At 65.3% G+C, this 18,315-nt stretch carries 22 protein-coding genes and 1 tRNA gene; 15 read left to right on the plus strand and 8 right to left on the minus strand.

Features of this window, described 5'->3' with window-relative positions; genetic code table 11:
- Positions 1–227: 227 nt before the first annotated feature.
- Together radA and ACLBWH_RS01655 are read right to left on the minus strand one after the other, a co-directional pair.
- On the minus strand, positions 228–1,598 hold the full coding sequence (gene radA, locus ACLBWH_RS01650; RefSeq protein WP_322848037.1) for a DNA repair protein RadA: 1,371 nt from the start codon (positions 1,596–1,598) through the stop codon (positions 228–230).
- A gap of 337 nt (positions 1,599–1,935) precedes the next feature.
- Positions 1,936–2,634, minus strand: a complete 699-nt coding sequence (locus ACLBWH_RS01655) for a glutathione S-transferase N-terminal domain-containing protein (protein WP_447796298.1) — start codon at positions 2,632–2,634, stop codon at positions 1,936–1,938.
- 56 nt (positions 2,635–2,690) lie between these two features.
- Between ACLBWH_RS01655 and ACLBWH_RS01660 the strand changes: the two genes are divergently transcribed.
- A complete protein-coding gene (locus ACLBWH_RS01660) occupies positions 2,691–3,848 on the plus strand; it encodes a glycosyltransferase family 4 protein (RefSeq protein WP_447796299.1) in 1,158 nt (385 codons plus the stop codon).
- Positions 3,849–4,145: 297 nt separating this feature from the next.
- Here the strand turns inward: ACLBWH_RS01660 and ACLBWH_RS01665 are convergent, their stop codons facing one another.
- Together ACLBWH_RS01665 and ACLBWH_RS01670 are read right to left on the minus strand one after the other, a co-directional pair.
- Positions 4,146–4,436, minus strand: coding sequence for a DUF2218 domain-containing protein (locus ACLBWH_RS01665; RefSeq protein WP_447796301.1), 291 nt, complete (start codon positions 4,434–4,436; stop codon positions 4,146–4,148).
- Positions 4,433–5,026, minus strand: a complete 594-nt coding sequence (locus ACLBWH_RS01670; RefSeq protein WP_447796303.1) for a PadR family transcriptional regulator — start codon at positions 5,024–5,026, stop codon at positions 4,433–4,435. The genes ACLBWH_RS01665 and ACLBWH_RS01670 overlap by 4 nt, the downstream gene beginning before the upstream one ends.
- 165 nt (positions 5,027–5,191) lie before the next feature.
- Between ACLBWH_RS01670 and ACLBWH_RS01675 the strand changes: the two genes are divergently transcribed.
- The 4 genes from ACLBWH_RS01675 to ACLBWH_RS01690 all read left to right on the plus strand — a co-directional run bounded on the left by ACLBWH_RS01675 (position 5,192) and on the right by ACLBWH_RS01690 (position 8,145).
- Positions 5,192–6,520 (plus strand): replication-associated recombination protein A, encoded by a 1,329-nt coding sequence (locus tag ACLBWH_RS01675; protein WP_447796305.1) that lies wholly within the window; start codon positions 5,192–5,194, stop codon positions 6,518–6,520.
- Positions 6,521–6,552: 32 nt separating this feature from the next.
- Positions 6,553–6,628 (plus strand) — tRNA-Thr (locus ACLBWH_RS01680).
- A 372-nt stretch (positions 6,629–7,000) separates the two neighbouring features.
- Positions 7,001–7,573, plus strand: coding sequence for a hypothetical protein (locus tag ACLBWH_RS01685; RefSeq protein ID WP_447796306.1), 573 nt, complete (start codon positions 7,001–7,003; stop codon positions 7,571–7,573).
- A 98-nt stretch (positions 7,574–7,671) separates the two neighbouring features.
- Entirely contained in the window at positions 7,672–8,145 is a 474-nt protein-coding gene (locus ACLBWH_RS01690; RefSeq protein ID WP_447796308.1) for a hypothetical protein, read from the plus strand.
- A 381-nt stretch (positions 8,146–8,526) separates the two neighbouring features.
- Here ACLBWH_RS01690 and ACLBWH_RS01695 read toward each other — a convergent pair whose 3' ends face one another.
- Positions 8,527–9,321 (minus strand): terminase large subunit domain-containing protein, encoded by a 795-nt coding sequence (locus tag ACLBWH_RS01695; protein ID WP_447796309.1) that lies wholly within the window; start codon positions 9,319–9,321, stop codon positions 8,527–8,529.
- Here ACLBWH_RS01695 and ACLBWH_RS01700 point away from each other — a divergent pair.
- Positions 9,275–10,312, plus strand: coding sequence for a hypothetical protein (locus tag ACLBWH_RS01700; RefSeq protein ID WP_447796310.1), 1,038 nt, complete (start codon positions 9,275–9,277; stop codon positions 10,310–10,312). The two genes, ACLBWH_RS01695 and ACLBWH_RS01700, sit on opposite strands and share 47 nt — an antisense overlap.
- An 11-nt stretch (positions 10,313–10,323) precedes the next feature.
- Positions 10,324–10,569 (plus strand): hypothetical protein, encoded by a 246-nt coding sequence (locus ACLBWH_RS01705; protein ID WP_447796312.1) that lies wholly within the window; start codon positions 10,324–10,326, stop codon positions 10,567–10,569.
- 90 nt (positions 10,570–10,659) lie between these two features.
- Here the strand turns inward: ACLBWH_RS01705 and ACLBWH_RS01710 are convergent, their stop codons facing one another.
- Both ACLBWH_RS01710 and ACLBWH_RS01715 read right to left on the minus strand, forming a co-directional pair.
- Positions 10,660–10,935 (minus strand): hypothetical protein, encoded by a 276-nt coding sequence (locus ACLBWH_RS01710; protein ID WP_447796314.1) that lies wholly within the window; start codon positions 10,933–10,935, stop codon positions 10,660–10,662.
- Positions 10,936–11,217: 282 nt separating this feature from the next.
- Entirely contained in the window at positions 11,218–11,673 is a 456-nt protein-coding gene (locus tag ACLBWH_RS01715) for a hypothetical protein (RefSeq protein WP_447796315.1), read from the minus strand.
- Positions 11,674–12,455: 782 nt separating this feature from the next.
- Here ACLBWH_RS01715 and ACLBWH_RS01720 point away from each other — a divergent pair.
- Positions 12,456–12,734, plus strand: a complete 279-nt coding sequence (locus ACLBWH_RS01720) for a hypothetical protein (protein ID WP_447796316.1) — start codon at positions 12,456–12,458, stop codon at positions 12,732–12,734.
- Between the two features lie 40 nt (positions 12,735–12,774).
- On the opposite strand, the gene ACLBWH_RS01725 is transcribed toward ACLBWH_RS01720, so the two are convergent.
- Entirely contained in the window at positions 12,775–13,695 is a 921-nt protein-coding gene (locus tag ACLBWH_RS01725) for a DUF1353 domain-containing protein (protein WP_447796318.1), read from the minus strand.
- A 308-nt stretch (positions 13,696–14,003) separates the two neighbouring features.
- Here ACLBWH_RS01725 and ACLBWH_RS01730 point away from each other — a divergent pair, with 308 nt between their 5' ends.
- The 7 genes from ACLBWH_RS01730 (at position 14,004) to ACLBWH_RS01760 (ending at position 18,267) form a co-directional block, all read left to right on the plus strand.
- Positions 14,004–14,573: a phage baseplate assembly protein V gene (locus ACLBWH_RS01730; protein WP_447796320.1), complete on the plus strand. Its 570-nt coding sequence runs from the start codon at positions 14,004–14,006 to the stop codon at positions 14,571–14,573.
- Positions 14,570–14,941: a GPW/gp25 family protein gene (locus ACLBWH_RS01735; RefSeq protein WP_447796322.1), complete on the plus strand. Its 372-nt coding sequence runs from the start codon at positions 14,570–14,572 to the stop codon at positions 14,939–14,941. The genes ACLBWH_RS01730 and ACLBWH_RS01735 overlap by 4 nt, the downstream gene beginning before the upstream one ends.
- Positions 14,942–14,951: 10 nt before the next feature.
- Positions 14,952–16,121 (plus strand): phage tail sheath subtilisin-like domain-containing protein, encoded by a 1,170-nt coding sequence (locus ACLBWH_RS01740; protein WP_447796324.1) that lies wholly within the window; start codon positions 14,952–14,954, stop codon positions 16,119–16,121.
- A 46-nt stretch (positions 16,122–16,167) separates the two neighbouring features.
- The gene (locus tag ACLBWH_RS01745) at positions 16,168–16,674 is read left to right on the plus strand and encodes a phage major tail tube protein (protein ID WP_447796326.1); all 507 of its coding nucleotides are present in this window, start codon (positions 16,168–16,170) and stop codon (positions 16,672–16,674) included.
- Between the two features lie 70 nt (positions 16,675–16,744).
- Positions 16,745–17,077, plus strand: coding sequence for a phage tail assembly protein (locus tag ACLBWH_RS01750; RefSeq protein WP_447796328.1), 333 nt, complete (start codon positions 16,745–16,747; stop codon positions 17,075–17,077).
- 8 nt (positions 17,078–17,085) lie between these two features.
- Positions 17,086–17,202: a GpE family phage tail protein gene (locus ACLBWH_RS01755; protein ID WP_447796330.1), complete on the plus strand. Its 117-nt coding sequence runs from the start codon at positions 17,086–17,088 to the stop codon at positions 17,200–17,202.
- A gap of 3 nt (positions 17,203–17,205) precedes the next feature.
- On the plus strand, positions 17,206–18,267 hold the full coding sequence (locus ACLBWH_RS01760) for a phage tail tape measure protein (RefSeq protein WP_447796332.1): 1,062 nt from the start codon (positions 17,206–17,208) through the stop codon (positions 18,265–18,267).
- The last annotated feature ends 48 nt before the right edge of the window (positions 18,268–18,315 follow it).

Here is an 18,315-nt window from a genome sequence, read left to right on the forward strand (position 1 = left end):
GTGGGGGCCGTCGTTCGTGGCCCCTGCCGTCGAGGTTCCCCCTTCTTCGTCCGGCCCCAATTCGTCATCCCCCCTCCTTCGTCATCCCGGCGAAAGCCGGGACCCATGGTGGCGGGCGGTGGATGGTGCTTGCCGTCGCTGGCGGCGGCGTGTCCATGCGTCCCGGCCCTCGCCGGGATGACGAATGGGGAGGTCGAGGACCAAGCGGACCGACGACGCCCCCCCGCTCACCGCCCCAACATATGATCCACGAACTCGCCCAGCGTCCGAAACCCCGTCAGCCGCAGCGCGCTCTCCTCCTTGGCCACCGCCGCCGGCACCAACGCCCGCTCGAACCCGAGCTTGCCCGCCTCCTTCAGCCGCAACGCGCCATGCGCCACCGGACGGATCTCGCCCGACAGCGCGACCTCGCCGAACGCCACCGCGTCGATCGCCACCGGCCGCTCCGACAGCGCGGAGACCAACGCCGCCGCTACCGCCATGTCCGCCGCCGGGTCCTGCACGCGATAGCCGCCGGCGATGTTGAGATAGACCTCGGCATTGGAGAAGCTCAGCCCGCACCGCGCCTCGAGCACCGCGAGGATCATCGCCAGCCGGCCGCTGTCCCAGCCGACCACCGCACGCCGCGGCGTCGCCCCGCTCGCCAGCCGCACCACCAGCGCCTGGATCTCGACCAGCACCGGCCGCGTCCCTTCCAGCGCGGGGAATACCGTCGTCCCCGTCACCCCCTCGTCGCGCTGCGTCAGGAACAGCGCGGAGGGATTGGACACCTCCGCCAGCCCCTCGCTCTGCATCGCGAACACGCCGATCTCGTCCGTCCCGCCGAAGCGGTTCTTGATCGCGCGCAGGATGCGATATTGATGACTGCGCTCGCCCTCGAACGCGAGCACGGTATCGACCATATGTTCGAGCACGCGCGGCCCGGCGATCGACCCGTCCTTGGTGACGTGGCCGACCAGCACCAGCGCCGTGCCGCGTTCCTTGGCGAAGCGGATCAGCTCCTGCGACGACGCGCGCACCTGGCTGACGGTGCCGGGCGCGCCTTCGATCAGGTCGGAATGCATCGTCTGGATCGAATCGATCACGAGCAAGGCGGGCGGCGGCCCCATCGACAGCGTCGTCAGGATATCGCGCGTCGAGGTCGCCGCGGCGAGCTGCACCGGCGCATGACCGATGCCGAGCCGCCGCGCGCGCAGCCGCACCTGATCGGTCGCCTCCTCGCCCGAGACGTAGGCGACGCTCTTGCCGGCGAGCGCCAGCTTGGCGGCGGCCTGCAACAGCAGCGTCGACTTGCCGATGCCGGGATCGCCGCCGATCAGCGTCGCCGACCCCTCGACGAACCCGCCGCCGAGCGCGCGGTCGAGTTCGGCGATCCCCGTCGCCATCCGCTCGGGCAGCACGATATCGGCGTCGAGCCCGACCAGCTCGAACGATCGCCCGCCGGTGCGCAGGTCGTGCTTGGCCTGGAACGGCGTGACCACCGCCGCCGCCTCCTCGACCAACGTATTCCATTCGGCGCAATCGCCACACTGCCCCGCCCAGCGATGCGACACCGATCCGCACGCCTGGCACACATATCGTTTCTGCGGTTTCGCCATGCCCGGCAATATAGGCGGAGGAGAACGGGAAGGGAACAGATTTCGGGGCGGGTCCGTCCGGACCTTCGGCGGGGAGCGCGTTCCAACTCCTCCCCGGCACGGGGAGGTGGCACGGCGCAGCCGTGACGGAGGGGGGCTTCCCCAAACGCCGTTCCCCGAGGAAGCCCCCCTCCACCACCGGCTCTTCCGGCGGTCCCCCTCCCCGTACCGGGAAGGATCAGCCGCGATCCGCGCCGCGTCACCGTTCCCTAACGGTAAAGCACCACCCAAGTCCTCCGCCGTCAGGGGGAGGAAGACACGCGTCACTCATGCGGCACGCTCGATCAAGACGAAGAGATCACCCCGGAATCGCCAACCCCCGCTGCACCGCCGGCCGCGCCAGCCCGCGCGCCAGCCATGCATTCACATTCGCGAACCGGTGGATCCCGACCAGCTCGCCCGCCTCATAGAAACCGACCAGCGCATTCACCCAGCCGAGATGCGCGATGTCCGCCACCGAATAATCCGCGCCCAGCAGCCAGTCCTTGCCCGCCAGCGCCGCGTCGATCACCCCCAGCAACCGCACCACTTCGGCGACGTAGCGATCGCGCGGCCGCTTGTCCTCGTATTCGCGCCCGGCGAATTTGTGGAAGAAGCCGAGCTGCCCGAACATCGGCCCCACCCCGCCCATCTGGAACATCACCCATTGGATCGCCTGCCACCGCCCGGCCGGGTCGATCGGCAGGAATTGCCCGCTCTTCTCCGCGAGATAGAGCAGGATCGCGCCGCTCTCGAACAGGCCGAACGGCTGTCCGCCCGGCCCGTCGGGATCGAGGATCGCCGGGATCTTGCCATTGGGGTTGAGCGAGACGAACGCCGCCGATTTCTGATCGTCCTGGCCGAAGTCGATCCGGTGCGGCTCGTACGGCAGCCCCGTCTCCTCCAGCATGATCGACACCTTGACGCCGTTCGGCGTCGGCAGCGAGTAGAGCTGGATGCGATCGGGATGCTGCGCCGGCCAGCGCTGCGTGATCGGAAAGGCGGACAAATCGGTCATCGGCGACACCCTTGGCTGTTGAACCGCCGACATAGTCACGCCGCAATCGCGCCGCTATGGCCGGCGGCAGCATGCAACCCTCCGATCTTCGTGTCGCGCTGTTCAGCGGCAATTACAATTACACGCGCGATGGTGCCAATCAGGCGCTGAACCTGCTCGTCGGGCATCTGCTGGCGCAGGGCGTCACGGTGCGCGTCTATTCGCCGACGATCGATCCGCCCGCTTTCCCGCCGACCGGCGACCTCGTCTCGGTGCCGGCGATCCCGATGCCGGGCGGCCGCGCCGAATATCTGCTCGGCCGCTATCTGCCAGCCCGGACCCGCGCCGATCTCGAAGCCTTCGCCCCCAATCTCGTCCACGTCTCCGCGCCGGACCTGCTCAACCATGGCGCGGTGAGCTGGGCGCGGCGCAACGGCATACCCAGCCTCGCCTCCTTCCACACCCGGTTCGAGACCTATTTCCGCTATTATCGGATCGGCTTCGTCGAACCGTGGATCAAGGCGCTGATGCGGCGCTTCTACAATCGCGTCGACCGGGTGATGCCGCCGAGCCCCAGCATGGGCGCGCTGCTGCGCGAATGGGGGGTGACGACGCCGATCACGATCTGGTCGCGCGGCATCGACCACGATCGTTTCGTTCCCGAACGGCGCAGCCTCGCGTGGCGGCGCGAACTGGGGATCGGCGACGACGAGATCGCGGTCGGCTTCCTCGGCCGGCTGGTGAAGGAAAAGGGCCTCGACGTCTTCGCCGAGGTGATCAAGGACCTCACCCGCCGCGGCGTGCCGCACAAGGTGCTGGTGATCGGCAAGGGCCCGGCGCAGGATTGGTTCGCGCAGCAGGCGCCGGGGGCGATCTTCGCCGGCTTCCAGTCGGGCGACGACCTCGGCCGCGCGGTCGCGTCGCTGGACGTGTTCTTCAACCCCTCGATTACCGAGACGTTCGGCAACGTCACCACCGAAGCGATGGCCGCCGGCGTGCCGGTGGTGGCCGCGCGCGCGACCGGCGCGGTCGACCTCGTCGAGCATGGCGTGACGGGATTTCTGGTCGAGCCGACCGATATCGCCGGCTATGCGGATGCGATCGAGCGCATCGTCACCGAACCGGGGCTCAAGGCGCGGATGGGCGCCGCCGGCGTCGCGCGCGCCGCAACCTATCGCTGGGACACCGCCAACCAGACCGTGCTGGACACCTACCTCGAACTGGTAAGCTCCTAATCCTCCCCCGCCAGGGGGAGGGGGACCGCCCGGCGGAGCCGGGCGGTGGAGGGGGCGGACAGGGCAGAAGCCTTGTTACGACGCTCCCGCCCCATCCTTCCCCTCCGTCAGCGCTTCGCGCTGCAACCTCCCCCTGGCGGGCAGGGCTATCGCATATGGAATTTTTAAGTTGTGATCGTGCGCCGGAGGCCCGCAGCTCAATTGGAAAACTCCAACCTCGCGCGAGGTCACGTACCCATCATTGCGTGGAACGTCATATGCGATAGCCCTGCCCTGGCGGGGGAGGACGTACGCCCCCTACCCCTCCCGCCAGTCGAAGGTCAGCGGCGCCTCGCGGAACGCGAACCGGTCGAGATGGCTCGCCACCACCTCGCGCATCCGCGCATCATCCTCGCTGTCCGGCACGGTCAGCACCAGATCGAGCGTCTCGCTATCCGCCTTCATCGCCAGCAGCGATCCGTTGGGAAAGGCGATGCTGCCTTCCTCGGCGGTGAAGCTGACCTCCATCTTGCGGCTCCAATGCTTCGCCAGTTGCTGGAGATAGCGGCTCGCCGACCCCGTCGGCACCCGGGCGACCGAGACGCTCACTTGAGCCGCTCGATCTTCTGGACGATGCCGTCGATCAGCGCCGCGACCTCGTGCACCGCATCGTCGGACAGGTCGCCCGCCTCGACCCGCTCCATCACCACGTCGCGCAGGTTGCGCATCGCCCGCCGGATCGGCGCCCGATCATGACGCGCACGATGCGCGCCGATCTCGGCCAGGCGCGCCATCAGCATCGCCACCTGCTCTTCATGGTCGGCGAGATGCGCCTCCCCTGCCGCGGTGACGACGAAGCGCTTGCGTGCCGTCTCCGACGGCTGCTCGGCGATCAGCTCCATCTCCGCGAGCATCGTCAACGCCGGATAGACCATCCCCGGCGAGGGCGCATAGGCGCCGCCGGTCAGCTCCTCGATCGCCTTGATCAATTCATAGCCGTGGCGCGGCTCGTCGGCGATCATCCGCAGCAGCACCAGCCGCAGCTCGCCGCCGTCGAACATCCGTCGCCGGCCACCGCCGCCGCCACGTCCTTCGTGGCGAAAGCCCTCGAACCGTCCCTCGGCCTGCGCCGCCCACCGATCCCAGCCGCCGCGCGGCCCGCAGCCGCGTCCACCGCGGCCATGCATATGTCCAAACATCGTCAATCCTTCTGCTATCACGATGCACCGAAGATATATCTTGAGGAGACGAGCGCAAGAACCTCCAAGATATATTTTCGACAATGGCAGGATCGCGCCTTAACGTCAGGTTAGCGAAGTTAGCAGGGGGGTGACGCGCCCGCCCCGCCCGCCTATCTCGGCGCGATGGCAGACCTGCTCACCGGCCTCGAACCGGAGCCGACCCCCCACCTTCCGGGCGCCGACGCCCCCCTCGCCGATCGGCTGCGCCCGCGGACGCTCGCCGACGTCGTCGGGCAGGAGCATCTCACCGGCCCCGACGGCGCGATCGGCCGGATGGTCGCGGCGGGTCGTCTCTCCTCGATGATCCTGTGGGGGCCGCCGGGCACCGGTAAGACGACGATCGCCCGCCTGCTCGCCGCCGCGGTCGACCTGCGCTTCGTCGCCATATCCGCGGTCTTCTCGGGCGTCGCCGACCTCAAGAAGGCCTTCGCCGAGGCCCGCGAACACGCCCGCATCGGCAAGCGCACCTTGTTGTTCGTGGACGAGATCCACCGCTTCAACCGCGCCCAGCAGGACGGCTTCCTGCCGTTCGTCGAGGACGGCACCGTCATCCTCGTCGGCGCGACCACCGAGAACCCCTCGTTCGAGCTTAACGCCGCCGTGCTCAGCCGCGCGCAGGTGCTCATCCTCCACCGCCTCGGCGCCACCGCGCTCGCCAAGCTGCTCGACCGCGCCGAGGCCGCCGGGGGGCGCCCGCTCCCGCTCACCCCGCCGGCGCGCGACGCGCTGCTCGCCAGCGCCGACGGCGACGGCCGCTTCCTGCTCAACCAAGCCGAGACTTTGTTCTCGGTCGCCATCGACGCGCCGCTCGACCCCGCCGGCCTGTCGAGCTTCCTCCAGCGCCGCGTCGCAGTCTACGACAAGGACCGCGAGGGCCATTACAACCTCATCAGCGCGCTCCACAAAAGCATCCGCGGCTCCGACCCGCAGGCGGCGCTCTATTATCTCGCACGCATGCTCACCGCCGGCGAGGAACCGCTCTACCTGCTCCGCCGCCTGACCCGCGCCGCGGTCGAGGATATCGGCCTCGCCGACCCGCAGGCGCTGGTCCAGTGCATCGCGGCAAAGGACACCTACGACTTCCTCGGCTCGCCCGAGGGTGAATTGGCGATCGCGCAGGCCTGCCTCTATCTCGCCACCGCACCCAAATCGAACGCGGCCTATATGGCGCAGAAGAAGGCGTGGCGCAGCGCCAGGGAGACGGGATCGCTGATGCCGCCCGCCAATATCCTCAACGCACCCACCAAGCTGATGAAGCAGATCGGCTATGGCGCCGATTACGCCTACGATCACGACACCGACGACGCCTTCTCGGGCGCCAATTACTGGCCCGACGAATTGCCGCCGCAGACCTATTACGAACCGAGCGGCCGCGGCTTCGAGGCGCGGTTGCAGGAACGGCTCGCGCATTGGGACGCGCTGCGCCGCCAGCGGCAAAGCCCTCTGGACTAGCCGCACCGCTTGATCCATGGAGTGCGCCGATTGCCGGTTTAGCTCAGCTGGTAGAGCAGCGGTTTTGTAAACCGAAGGTCGCGGGTTCGATTCCTGCAACCGGCACCACGTTTTCTGCGGTTTTCTGCCATTTTTTCCCAGCGCGAACCGCGCGAAACGCGCGACAGACCACGGTTAGCGTCGGCACAACGGGGGGCACAGTCTGTTCCCGAAACACCCCTATTCCGGCGGCATCTACGCCTTGAAGCGGCGCAAGCCAGCTCCATTCCTGCTGACGGGACCGCGACTGACGGTGGCACAAAAAGGGGCACAATTTGTGCCACCCGCTCTCAAAGACGAATATGTGCGCGGGAAAACCCCAACATCCCCAACATCGACGGTTTTCTGCGGGTTTCAGGCCAACATTTACCCCAACATTAGTATAACCTGATTATACCTTTTAGACCCAACCTACCGGCTTGAAAAAACCGTGCAAAATCAATGACATTGGGTTTTCAGCCGGAAAATGTTGGCGAAGGTTGGGGTAAGAGCCCAACACCGTTTTCCGCAGATTTCTGCGGGTTTGAGGCAGAAAAATATGCCGGGTCGGCGATGTTGGGGTTTTCCCGCCGGCACCCCCTGTCTGACGCTTCGGATGTGCGGCGGAGCAATCCTCATGGGGGCTACCGTTTAGCCGTGATTCACCCACAAGCAGACGTTCCGCTAACGCCCATTGCTTGCCGTTCCCGGCCACCGACACGCTTCCCGATTGCGGACGATCGTTCAGCAAGGCAGCATGACGCGGTGACGAACAATCCCGCCATCCTTGACCAGCTACCACTTTCCGAGATCGACGCAGTCATTTTCTACAAGCGCGACGAGATCACGACGGACCTGATCTGCTGCGACGTGGCGATACAGGGCCGTCTCCGGACCTTCCACGAAGAAGCGGCTGAGTGGCAGGCACTGACTGCCCACCTCTCTGCTCTGCCGGGATTTCGCAACGATTGGTACGAGGCGGTGGTCAATCCGCCTTTCGCGACAAACGAGACAATTGCATTCAAGCGACGATGATCGCCCAGTAGCGGACAGCACCGGCCCCGCCTATCATTCGACGGCTCTTCTCGAGGAAGCAAAGAGTGGCGAACCGAAGAAGACAGCATCATGGACGGTTGACTAACTGGTGCCGCCTCGGCGGCGAACCACTTCTGACACTGGCAGGGCTTGTCGAGGAACGGCTCGTGCCGCCACTAATTGAGAGAGGGTTTGAATGGGCGGAGACCTCCTGGGCCGATCTCGATCAGCCAGTCAGCGGCGGCGAGATAAATCTAGTGCGCAGGCTCGGCAATGAGATCGACGACATCGTTTTTAACTTTGACAAGCATCACCGACCCGCGTTCCAGGTTCACCTGACGCGGCGTAAGGCCGCGTTCCCTCATACCTGGATTCGCTCGGGCAACCTCGTGCAGCGGCCGAGCGAGTATCTCCATTTTTGGGGAAAGCCATGGTGGTTACCGACGCGCTTCTGGACAGCGCACGACTCGCAACGGCTGGTAGAGCAGTTAACCGGTCATCTAAACAGAGCGCTCACCTTTCTGGAAAACGGCGTACGCAGCCGGAACATCAGTCGACGGCCTGACACCTGAAAATAGCCCCCGCCGGGGAACAGTCATCGGCAGCCAACAATCCACGAGCGCACCTTCCGCAATTGCCCAATCTCGGTCATTCAGCAGGCGAAGCAATCTGCCGACAAACGGACGCTCAAGGGATCGCGGTCTCATCGATCCGTAAGCTATCGACCCATTTGTTAGGCCGGCCGGCGAAGTGGTCGCGAAGTCGGTCCTCGACGTGCTCGGGTTCCCATACGGCGGCAGCCTCCAACCCATCGCATTCGCCTAAGGTTGCTGTTCGCTCCCAGTCCGTTGCTGAAAACATCGAATGGTAAAGCGATAATCTCCCGGTCACCGCGTCTTGCTTGTAGAAAAACGGCTCTAAGCGGATTTCAGGGCCAAGCGGGGCGCGACCGATTAGTCGATCTTGGTCAGCCCGCGCACCTTGCCGACCAGCAACTGGCAGACCGCATCGCCGATGCCGTTCGCGTCGATCCCGAAATAGGTGCAATTGTACCGGGCGAGCCGCGCGATCACGAACTCGGCCTGTTCCTGATAATCGCCGCGGAGTTGGTGCCGCTCCAGCAACCGGAACTTGCCGCCCGGCCCGCTCGGCGGCAGCGCGATCACCAGCGCGGCATTGTCGCCGTCGACGCTGCCCTGCGGATCATAGCCGGCCCAGACGGGCTGGTCGCCGACCGGCCGCGCGGCGAGGACGTCGAACCATTTCCACTCGATCTGGGTGTCGACGGTGCAGGCGAGGATGTCGTTGAACTTGAATGCCGACAGGCTGTCGTCGACGAACTGGCAGCCGTAGAGGTTGGCATATTCGTCGGGCGCATTCTCGTCGCGCACCTCGGCGAGGTCGAACAGGTCGCAGCCCTGCTGCGCCGCATCCTCCAGCGTCAGCATATGGCGCCAGATCCGGTCGGCGCCGAGTGCCCCGCCCTTCAACGCGTCGTAGCTGACGTCGATCGTGACCTGATCGGCCTTCTTGCGCCGGCGATTGTAGGACGCGCCCGTCCACAGCCCGTATGCCTGATGCGCGACGGTCGACGGCGTCGACAGGTACGTCTTGCGCCAGTGCTTGTGGCTGGCCATCGCCTTGGCGACCTTGTTCAGCTCGTCGAAGCCGAACGTCCAGAAGAACTCGTCGAAATAGAAGTTGCCGGTATCCGCGGCAACGCTCCTGTCGTCGCTCGATCTTGTCACCGCCGGGGGCGGCGCAGCCTTTCAGAAGGCAGTGTCGGCGCCGGCGTTCACCGCTACCGGAAACATCGTCGCCGGTGCGACGGTCACCGCCAACTCTTTCGTCGTCGGAGGATTGCCCGTCTGGCATCCCGGCAACGATGGCGCCGGTTCCGGACTCGACGCCGATCTAGTGCGCGGACAGGCGCCCTCGTCCGGCGAAGGCGGCAGCACCGTCATGACGCGCGACGCCAACGGCGATACGTCGGTCCGCCACCTCAACCTCTTCGCGCCCGTCGAGGCGATCAACGTCACCAACGTCGTCGTCACCGCGGCAGACGGCCGCACTTTGCGCAAGGTGTCCGCAGCCACGTTGGTTTCGTCGCTGGATCTGGTCACCGCAGGCGGCGGGGCGGCGTTCCAAAAGCCGGTGTCGGCACCTTCGTTCACGGTGGCCGGCAACATCGCCGCAGGCGCGACCGTATCGGCCAATGCCGTCTTCGTCGGATCGAGCCCGGTCTGGCATCCGGCAAACGACGGCGCCGGCTCCGGCCTCGACGCCGATCTGCTCGACGGCCAGGACGGCGCATGGTACGCCGATATTGCGGCGCGGCTTGGCTTCACCCCGGCCAAGAAGTCGGGTGATACCTTCACTGGCGCGATCCGCCGCGATGCCGATTTCGGGATGGACATCACCGGCGGCAACGCGGTCATGACCTTTGGCCCGAACGCCTCGATCGTCTACGATCGCACGAACAACGCTTTCCGCTTCCTGATGGGCGACGAGCGCCTCGTGCTTACGCCGAACGGCCTCTACGCCCTGACACCCCTAATCAAGGGCAATGCCGGCCGCTTTATCCACTATGCCAGCGATCAGATCGCCGGCGACAGCATCACCCGAGGCACGGCGGCGCCCGCCGGCGGGGCCGATGGCGACATCCATTTTCAGGCGGACACGGCCAGCGGGACGGTGCGGATCTGGCACAATTACGGCGGCACTTGGCTGCACACGTAGGAGAACGGACGATGAAGACGACGATCGGCAAGCATGATCCCGAAACCCGGCAGGTGCCGGTGGTGTTCGATCCTGACGGGGTCGCGCACCGCCGCGCCGTGAACGCCTGCTATACCGAGGACGGCAGCTATGACCGCAAAGCCACGGTGGCGCGCGTGGCGCAGGTCGCGCTTGGCGTCGCGGCAAAGATCAACCTCGGCGTAATCCAGCCGCCGACTGATAATGAAATCTCCGACGATGCGGCGCCCGCAGCTTGACCCGATTGGTCACAAACTTCTGCCATTGAGCGTTTGCGGCGGCCGCTTTCGATGTCCGCTTCGCAGATCGTGAAGGTCTGAAAGTGGTGGTTAGCGGACGTTTGCTGGTTGCCTAGATCGGCGGAGAAAGACCGCCGAGGCGACCGTGAGAACTGCCAGAAATAGCAAGCTGTAGGCTGCGCCAAGGTCATCGTTAGAGCCCAGCGTGAACATCGGGCTGGCGAGTGCCAAAGCAGGGGAACTGTAGGCCGTCACCAGCCACCAGCCGAAGTCACCGTCATACTGCCAACCTGCGGCGGAGTTGATGGCAAGCGCAGCAGCAGCGGTCCAGAAATAGACCAAACACCAGACAAGGGCGCGTCTCATCCAAGGCCGTTTAATGGTCATAGCGCCAGATCAACACGCCTGCCCGGTGTCCGCAAGTGGGCTTGAGCGGAATGTCCGCTCGTGGGTGGCTAGCGGACATTGCGATACCAGAGTGTTATGGCGCAAGCACACCAACGCGCTCGCCATTCTGAACTATGAGAGGCGACGGGTAGGCGCAGGGTTCGCCCCAATTCCAGAGCATAATCTCACCATTGCTATATCGCGTAAAGGCGTCAGGCATCACGGAATAGGACCGCATTTTGGCGGGAGCAGACTTAGCAACTAGCCTCCAATGCTGCCCGCGATGGAGCGAAATTTTTTCCAGTCAATTTCGTCTAAGAATTCTACGGGATAGATCGATCGCTGGCGCGCGCCCTTTTCAGTCCAATAGCCGATTGATGCAGATGCCAGACACCCGTTCTGCTCATTGTTGCGGCGTACCTTGATTGTCGCCGGGCTTAGGAGTGCGGCACGACCTTTCGCGCCAGTTTTTCCCTGCGTGTTCGTGTCAAACGTGATTCGATCCATACGGGGTTTTCCGCCCACTGTGGCGGGCCAAGCAGCAAGACTATGGCCCTCGCCATCAAGGCAAGCCAAAATCTCTTCCCAAGTGTAGAACCATCGATTGGGCTTGTCAGGAATAGAATAGTCTTCGAAAATCTTCATCCCGGGCACGGTAAATAGCCAGCGCCAGACTTGGACTAGATCTACATCGGTGGCGAAGAAGGTCGCGGTCATGGGGTCATGCATGCCATACGGGACAAACCTCAGCAAATAGGTCCAAAGGTTTTATCGATCGCCCGCCCAACGCAAACGGCCGGACGTGGGCGAAAGCGGAATGACCGCTGATGGTGGAAAGCGGATGTAACTTTACCGAAAGCCGAGGCATATCAACGCTGCGGAGGCGGCCGACCAGCTTAGTGCAAACAAAGCGACGTTGAGGCCGACGCTGTGCTTGGATAGCTTGAGACCAAAGAACAACGCCACCGGGGAGAGAAGGAGGCCGGTCTGTAAGGTCAAGCCAGCGACGTTTGACTCAGTCGTCCAAATCGAAAAGCCGGATGCCACAACGAGCATCAACCAAAAGAGCGCGATCACCGCCGCCGCAACCAGTAGCAGCCATAGGGACATTCTCATCAAGGGAACTGCGTTCACCGGCATAGTAGCAGACTACGGCATGCGGCGAGTGTCCGCAAATGGGCGTAAGCGGAACGTCCGCTGTTGGGAGGAAAGCGGTCATACGTTCCAGTGACGAACCGCAATCGCGATCCCTAACACACCGAATAATGCCCACGATGCTGCGAATGCCCAGAATGTGGTTGGGGACGCCTCGCGGCTGGTATCTAACGCCTTATAGTTGAACGGCATTGCACCTGTTGCGAATCCGGTCCCAAGCACAATGGCGGATATAAAGGTTAGCAGTATCCCGCTCGCAGCCGCTTCGTTCATTGCTGGATGGTATCGCGTGCCGCAATGTCTGCAAGTGGGCGTTAGCGGCCAGTCGGTCGGAGAGCGGCGACGTGATCTCGCATCCGCTCGCGCTTGGAGGCGGCGTAGCGTTCATCCCATTGACGTATGTCCGCGTCGTCAGTCCAATGGCTCAATTCTTCCCACGCGGCCTTCTCCGCTGCATCGAGGGCAAATGGATCGGGTACCGCTGTGTCGAGTTCAGATTCGGCTACGTCCCCGCCATCAGCGACCCGTTGCAGGACTTCAAGAAGGAAGGCGCGGGCAACCGTCATTTGCACAGTGTGACCGACATGCCGAACGTCTGCAAATGGGCGTTAGCAGAGCGATAGTCGAATAATTCACAATACCCGAACGCTGCACATGGCCAGACTATGGGCCGCATTTCGCCGCTGCCACTTGATCGTCGAGCTTCCGGTCGGCGGACGATGCTTGCTCGCCATAGGCTTTTAGCAAGCAAAGGTATTGATCCCTTTGTTGCTCCCTGTTTTGCTCGCTCTCCTGCACGGCCCTAAGCAATTCACCCGATGCCATGTCCGCCCGAGCGCTGTCTGCGATCGCCTCAATCTGCTCGAGTGACACGTCCTCTTGCCCTGCCTGATCGACGACCGCGTTAAGAACTTCGTAATCGAATGTCGGCTTTGCCCTCGCGGCATTCGACTGCCCACCTGCAAAATCGTACACCTGATCCCAACTGTTACGCCCAGGCATCAACTGCATCAGGCCACGCGCTCCGTTGGATTGAGGCTGCCGTGTCGGAGGATGCCGGATTTCCTGAATGGTTCGGACAAGCAACGCTCTGAACTCCGGCGTAATTCGATGCATACTGCCGCCGGCAAGAAGGTTGTTTCTGATAGCGGCATTGCTCCATCGCGGCCCACCGTAATAGACCGCAGCATACATCATGCGGGCAAGCGACGGAGAGACCCCCGATGCGAGCATCGCTTTATAGAACATCAGATGAACGGAGTGCCATGGCTTGATTCTTCGATCGCAGAAATAGTCATGGATTACGGAAGCATTGCGGTATTTCCCTTCCCATGGCCCTATCAAAGACCACGCAGCGCGGGGGATCGACGCGCCGTCGACTTCGCTGCCGCTCGGGACGGCCCATGTCTCGCAATTTTCATCGATGAAGGCATATGGCTGGGCCAGTATCATCGTCCGCCCGTCATCGGTGGGCTGCAGTGTGAGCGTACCGGCGTATTGCGCTCGACACTCCGGACCGGGAGGCGGCGCCGCGGCGTTCGACGCTTGCACCAGTAGAATGGCAACGAGGCTAGACAGCGCCATGGCTTGGATCTTCCCTGTTCCGAATTAAGCTGGCCCGCATTCGGAGTGCATCAAGATCACTCAAATATTTGCGGGCAGCAAGAACGTTTTTCGAAGGGCTTTCGCTGGTCGATCGACTCCGGGGCTTCGATCTGAATATTCGCGGATTACCATAACGGGACAGTTTAGAGCGGCGGCCTGTGAAGGGATCGCCGGTTGCGAATTCGTGACGCCCAGCGATCGGCACGCGGATTCGCCCCCTTGTAGAAACCCTCTCTACAAGGGGAGCATCGCGCCATCCCCGCCGGGGCGCGCCAATGTCGCCCGTCATGAGCGACCTGCCCGATCCTCGCCGCGTGATCGGCAACATCATCCAGATCGGCACGATCGAAACCGTCGATCTCGCCGAGGCGACCTGCCGTGTGCGCGTCGGCGAAACCGTCACCGGCGAAGTCTGCTGGATCGTCCAGCGCGCCGGCAAGACGCGCACGTGGTCGCCGCCCAGCGTCGGCGAACAATGCCTCCTGATCTGCCCCGAAGGCGACACCGACGGCGCGCTCGCGCTGCTCGGCATCTTCTCCGACGCCAACCCCGCACCGTCGGATAAGCCGATCGACCTGATCCGCTTCGAGGACAGCGCGCTCGTCTCCTACGACGCCGCTGCCCATCTCCTCGTCGCGCAGCTTCCGCCTGGCGGCAGGGTGCAGATCGATGCGCCGGGCGGGGTGAAGATCACCGGCCCCGTCGAGATCATCGGCCCGGTGAAGGTCACCGGCGACGTCGGCATCACCGGCAAGGCCGAGGCCACCGACGACGTGATCGGCGGGGGCAAGAGCCTCAAGAGCCATAAGCACCTCGGCGTTACCGCCGGGGGTGGCGTGTCGGGATTGCCGCAATGATCGGCATGGACGCCGCCACCGGCAAGCCGCTCGCCGGCATCGAGCACCTCGAACAGTCGGTGGGCGATATCCTGTCGACGCCGATCGGCAGCCGCGTCGGTCGACGCGATTACGGTTCGCTGCTGCCCGAGCTGGTCGATCAGCCGATGAACGCGCTCGGCCGCATGCGGCTGATGGCGGCGACCGCGCTCGCGATCATGCGCTGGGAACCGCGCCTCAAGCTCTCCGCCGTCGTCATCCGGCAGACCGGCCCCGCCGCCATCGCCGCCGTGCTCGAAGGGCAGCGCACCGACGTGTCCGGGCCGAACGCCCGCGCCCGCCTTTCCATCCCCCTGCCGCGCTCCGGCAGCCTCTCCGCCCCCGCCTGAAGGAACGTCCATGCACGGCATCACCATCACCGAATCCACCAGCGGCGCCCGCTCGCTGGTCACCGTCGCCACCGCGGTCGTCGGCCTCGTCGCCACGGCCACCGCGCCGGCCGGCGCCGCCAGCGCCAAGCTCGACGCGGCCTTTCCGCTCAACCGCCCCGCGCTGATCACCGATCTCGCCGCGGCGATCGGCGTCGCCGGCACCGGCGGGACGCTCGCCCCGGCCCTGCGCGCCATCGCAGATCAGGCGAAGGCGCCCGTCGTCGTCGTGCGCGTGGCCGCCGGCGCGGATGCCGCCGCCACCACCGCCAACGTCATCGGCGCTACGGTGAACGGCCTCAAGACCGGCCTGCAGGCGCTGCTCGCCGCGGAGGCGCAGCTCGGCGTCAAGCCGCGCATCCTCGGCGTGCCGGGCCTCGACACCCAGGCGGTGACCGCGGCGCTCGCCGTGGTCGCCCAGAAGCTGCGCGGCTTCGCCTATGCCAACGCGATCGGCGCCGACGTCACCGCCGCCACCGCCTACCGCGCCAACTTCTCGGCGCGCGAGCTGATGCTCGTCTACCCCGACTTCGTCTATTTCGACACGAACGCCGCGGCGAACGCGACCAGCTTCGCCGTCGCCCGCGCGCTCGGCCTGCGCGCCCGCATCGATCAGGAGCAGGGTTTCCACAAGACGCTGTCGAACGTGCCCGTCGAGGGCGTGGTCGGCCTGACCAAGGACGTCCAGTTCGACGTGCAGGACCCGGCCTGCGAGGCGATGCTGCTCAACGACAAGCAGGTGACCGCGCTGATCCGCGCGGGCGGCGGCTTCCGCTTCTGGGGCAACCGCACCTGCGACGACGTGACGTCGCCCTTCTCGTTCGAAAGCGCCACCCGCACCGCGCAGGTGCTGCTCGACACGATCGCCGGCGGCATGATGTGGGCGATCGACAAGCCGCTGCGCCCCAGCCTCGCCAAGGACATCGTCGAGACGATCAACGGCACCCTGCGCAATCTGGTCAGCGCCGGCCAGCTCATCGGCGGCAAGGCATGGTTCGACGCCGACAAGAACCCGCAGGCCTCGCTCGCCGCCGGCAAGCTGGCGATCGACTACGACTTCACCCCCGTGCCGCCGCTGGAGCAGCTCTCGCTGACCCAGAAGATTACCGACACCTATCTCGCCGACTTCACCGTCGCCTGACGCTCCGGCGCTGCCCTTTCCCCTACACGATATCAGGAGCTGATCGATGGCCCTTCCCCGCAAACTCAAGAACATGAACCTGTTCAACGAAGGCCAGAGCTATCTGGCCGAGGTGCAATCGGTGAAGATGCCGAAGCTCGCCCGCAAGATGGAGGACTATCGGGGCGGCGGCATGGACGCGCCGGTCAAGATCGACATGGGCGCCGAGGCGATGGAAATGGAATGGACGCTCGGCGGACCCGATCGCACCGTCGTGCGCCAGTTCGGGCGCCCCGGTCTCGCCGGCACCTTCCTGCGCTTCGTCGGCGCCTACCAGAACGATCAGACCGCCGCCTACGACACGATCGAGATCACCGTGCGCGGCCGGCATGAGGAGATCGACCGGGGTGAGGCCAAGATCGGCGAAGGCGGCGAGTGCAAGGTCAAGACGCAGTGCGTCTTCTACCGCGAGGAGTGGAACGGCCGCGTCGAGGTCGAGATCGACGTCCTCAACATGATCCACATCGTCGACGGCGTCGACATCCTTGCCGAGCAGCGCGCCGCCATCCTCTGACCGCCACCCGCCGTGGGGCGGCGCCGATCGCGCCGCCCCCGATCATCCCGCCCGACGCGAGTAACCTCCCATGACCGACACTTCCCTCCTCGCCGCCACTGCCGCCGTTGCCGCCATCGCCACGGTGACGCTCGACTTCCCCTTTCAGCGTGGCGACCAGACCATCGACAAGGTGCAGGTGCGCCGCCCGCGCTCGGGCGAACTGCGCGGCCTCAACATCACCGATCTGGTGCAGATGAACGTCGCCGCCACCACGACGCTGCTGCCGCGCATCACCATGCCGCCGCTGACCCAGCAGGAGGTTTCCGACCTCGATCCCGCCGACTTCACGCAGTTCGGCATGGAGATCATGGATTTTTTGCTGACGAAGGCCGCGAAGGGGGAGGCCTCCCCGCAAGCGTAGACGAGGCGATGGCGGATCTCGCCGTCGTCTTCCACTGGCCCCCCGATGCCATGAACCCCATGAGGTTGCCCGAACTCATGGGGTGGCACGCGAAGGCGCTCAAGCGGCACAACCCGGAGACCTGACCGATGGATCGCGACCTGCGCATCCGCATGCTGCTCGAAGCGACCGACCGCGTCACCCGCCCGCTACGCGACATCGCCGGCGGCAGCCGCACGGCGACGGCAGCCGTCGCCCAGGTCAAGCAACGGCTCGACCAGCTGAAGCGCACCAGCGACGACATCGACGCCTTCCGCAAGCTCAAGACCGAAATGCGCGGGTCGGAATCCGCCATGCAGCAGGCGCAGACCCGCGTCGCCGCGCTGGCCCGGCAGATGCAGGAAGCCAGCTCGCCCAGCCGTCAGCTCGCGCGCGATTTCGAGAAGGCGAAGCGGGAAGCCGCGGCGCTGCGCGGCGAGCACGAACGGCAGGGCGAGTTGCTCCAGCAGATGCGCGACCGTCTGCGCGCGGCCGGCGTCGGCACCGCCGATCTCGCCCGCCACGAGCGCGACCTGCGCGCGGCGATCAACCGGACCAATCGCGAGCTGACCGAACAAAGCGACCGGCTGCAGCGTGCCGACTCCCGCGCCCGCCGCTTTGCCTCCGCGCGCGCGAGCTTCGGCCGGGTTCAGGGCATGGCCACCGGACTCGCCGCGGGCGGCGCTGCCAGCATCGGTGTCGGGATGACGATCGCCCGCCCGATCCTCGGCGGCATCGGCGAGGCGCAGAAATATGAATCGGTCATGACCGACATCGCCCAGAAGGCGAACCTGTCGCGCGTGCAGGCGGCGGCCATGGGTCGCGAGCTGCTCGGCGCGGCCCGGGCGGCCAACCAGCTCCCCGACGCGCTGCAGGAAGGCGTCGATACGCTCGCGGGTTTCGGCCTCGATCCCCGGCAGGCGGTCGCGATGATGAAGCCGATCGGCCGCGCCGCCACCGCCTACAAGGCGGAGATCGCGGATCTCTCGGCCGCGGCGTTCGCGGCGAACGACAATCTCAAGGTGCCGATCCAGCAGACCGGCCGCGTTATTGACGTGATGGCCGAGGCGGGCAAGCAGGGCGCGTTCGAGATCAAGGACATGGCGGGCGCCTTCCCCGCGCTCACCGCCGGCTATCGCCGCGGGACGTGCATCGCGCGTTCGCCGAGGTGACGCAGGCAGCAGCAGCGCTTGACGCCGTGCAGCGCCGGCTCGCCAGCT

The organism is Sphingomonas sp. M6A6_1c (genome assembly GCF_053345135.1).

Bases quoted from the DNA above. Each gene is read 5' to 3' on its own strand.
- radA (WP_322848037.1), bottom strand. From the start codon at position 1,598: ATGGCGAAACCGCAGAAACGATATGTGTGCCAGGCGTGCGGATCGGTG.
- ACLBWH_RS01655 (WP_447796298.1), bottom strand. From the start codon at position 2,634: ATGACCGATTTGTCCGCCTTTCCGATCACGCAGCGCTGGCCGGCGCAG.
- ACLBWH_RS01660 (WP_447796299.1), top strand. From the start codon at position 2,691: ATGGCCGGCGGCAGCATGCAACCCTCCGATCTTCGTGTCGCGCTGTTC.
- ACLBWH_RS01670 (WP_447796303.1), bottom strand. From the start codon at position 5,026: ATGTTTGGACATATGCATGGCCGCGGTGGACGCGGCTGCGGGCCGCGC.
- ACLBWH_RS01675 (WP_447796305.1), top strand. From the start codon at position 5,192: ATGGCAGACCTGCTCACCGGCCTCGAACCGGAGCCGACCCCCCACCTT.
- ACLBWH_RS01685 (WP_447796306.1), top strand. From the start codon at position 7,001: ATGACATTGGGTTTTCAGCCGGAAAATGTTGGCGAAGGTTGGGGTAAG.
- ACLBWH_RS01705 (WP_447796312.1), top strand. From the start codon at position 10,324: ATGAAGACGACGATCGGCAAGCATGATCCCGAAACCCGGCAGGTGCCG.
- ACLBWH_RS01710 (WP_447796314.1), bottom strand. From the start codon at position 10,935: ATGAGACGCGCCCTTGTCTGGTGTTTGGTCTATTTCTGGACCGCTGCT.
- ACLBWH_RS01715 (WP_447796315.1), bottom strand. From the start codon at position 11,673: ATGACCGCGACCTTCTTCGCCACCGATGTAGATCTAGTCCAAGTCTGG.
- ACLBWH_RS01725 (WP_447796318.1), bottom strand. From the start codon at position 13,695: ATGGCGCTGTCTAGCCTCGTTGCCATTCTACTGGTGCAAGCGTCGAAC.
- ACLBWH_RS01730 (WP_447796320.1), top strand. From the start codon at position 14,004: ATGAGCGACCTGCCCGATCCTCGCCGCGTGATCGGCAACATCATCCAG.
- ACLBWH_RS01735 (WP_447796322.1), top strand. From the start codon at position 14,570: ATGATCGGCATGGACGCCGCCACCGGCAAGCCGCTCGCCGGCATCGAG.
- ACLBWH_RS01740 (WP_447796324.1), top strand. From the start codon at position 14,952: ATGCACGGCATCACCATCACCGAATCCACCAGCGGCGCCCGCTCGCTG.
- ACLBWH_RS01745 (WP_447796326.1), top strand. From the start codon at position 16,168: ATGGCCCTTCCCCGCAAACTCAAGAACATGAACCTGTTCAACGAAGGC.
- ACLBWH_RS01750 (WP_447796328.1), top strand. From the start codon at position 16,745: ATGACCGACACTTCCCTCCTCGCCGCCACTGCCGCCGTTGCCGCCATC.
- ACLBWH_RS01755 (WP_447796330.1), top strand. From the start codon at position 17,086: ATGGCGGATCTCGCCGTCGTCTTCCACTGGCCCCCCGATGCCATGAAC.
- ACLBWH_RS01760 (WP_447796332.1), top strand. From the start codon at position 17,206: ATGGATCGCGACCTGCGCATCCGCATGCTGCTCGAAGCGACCGACCGC.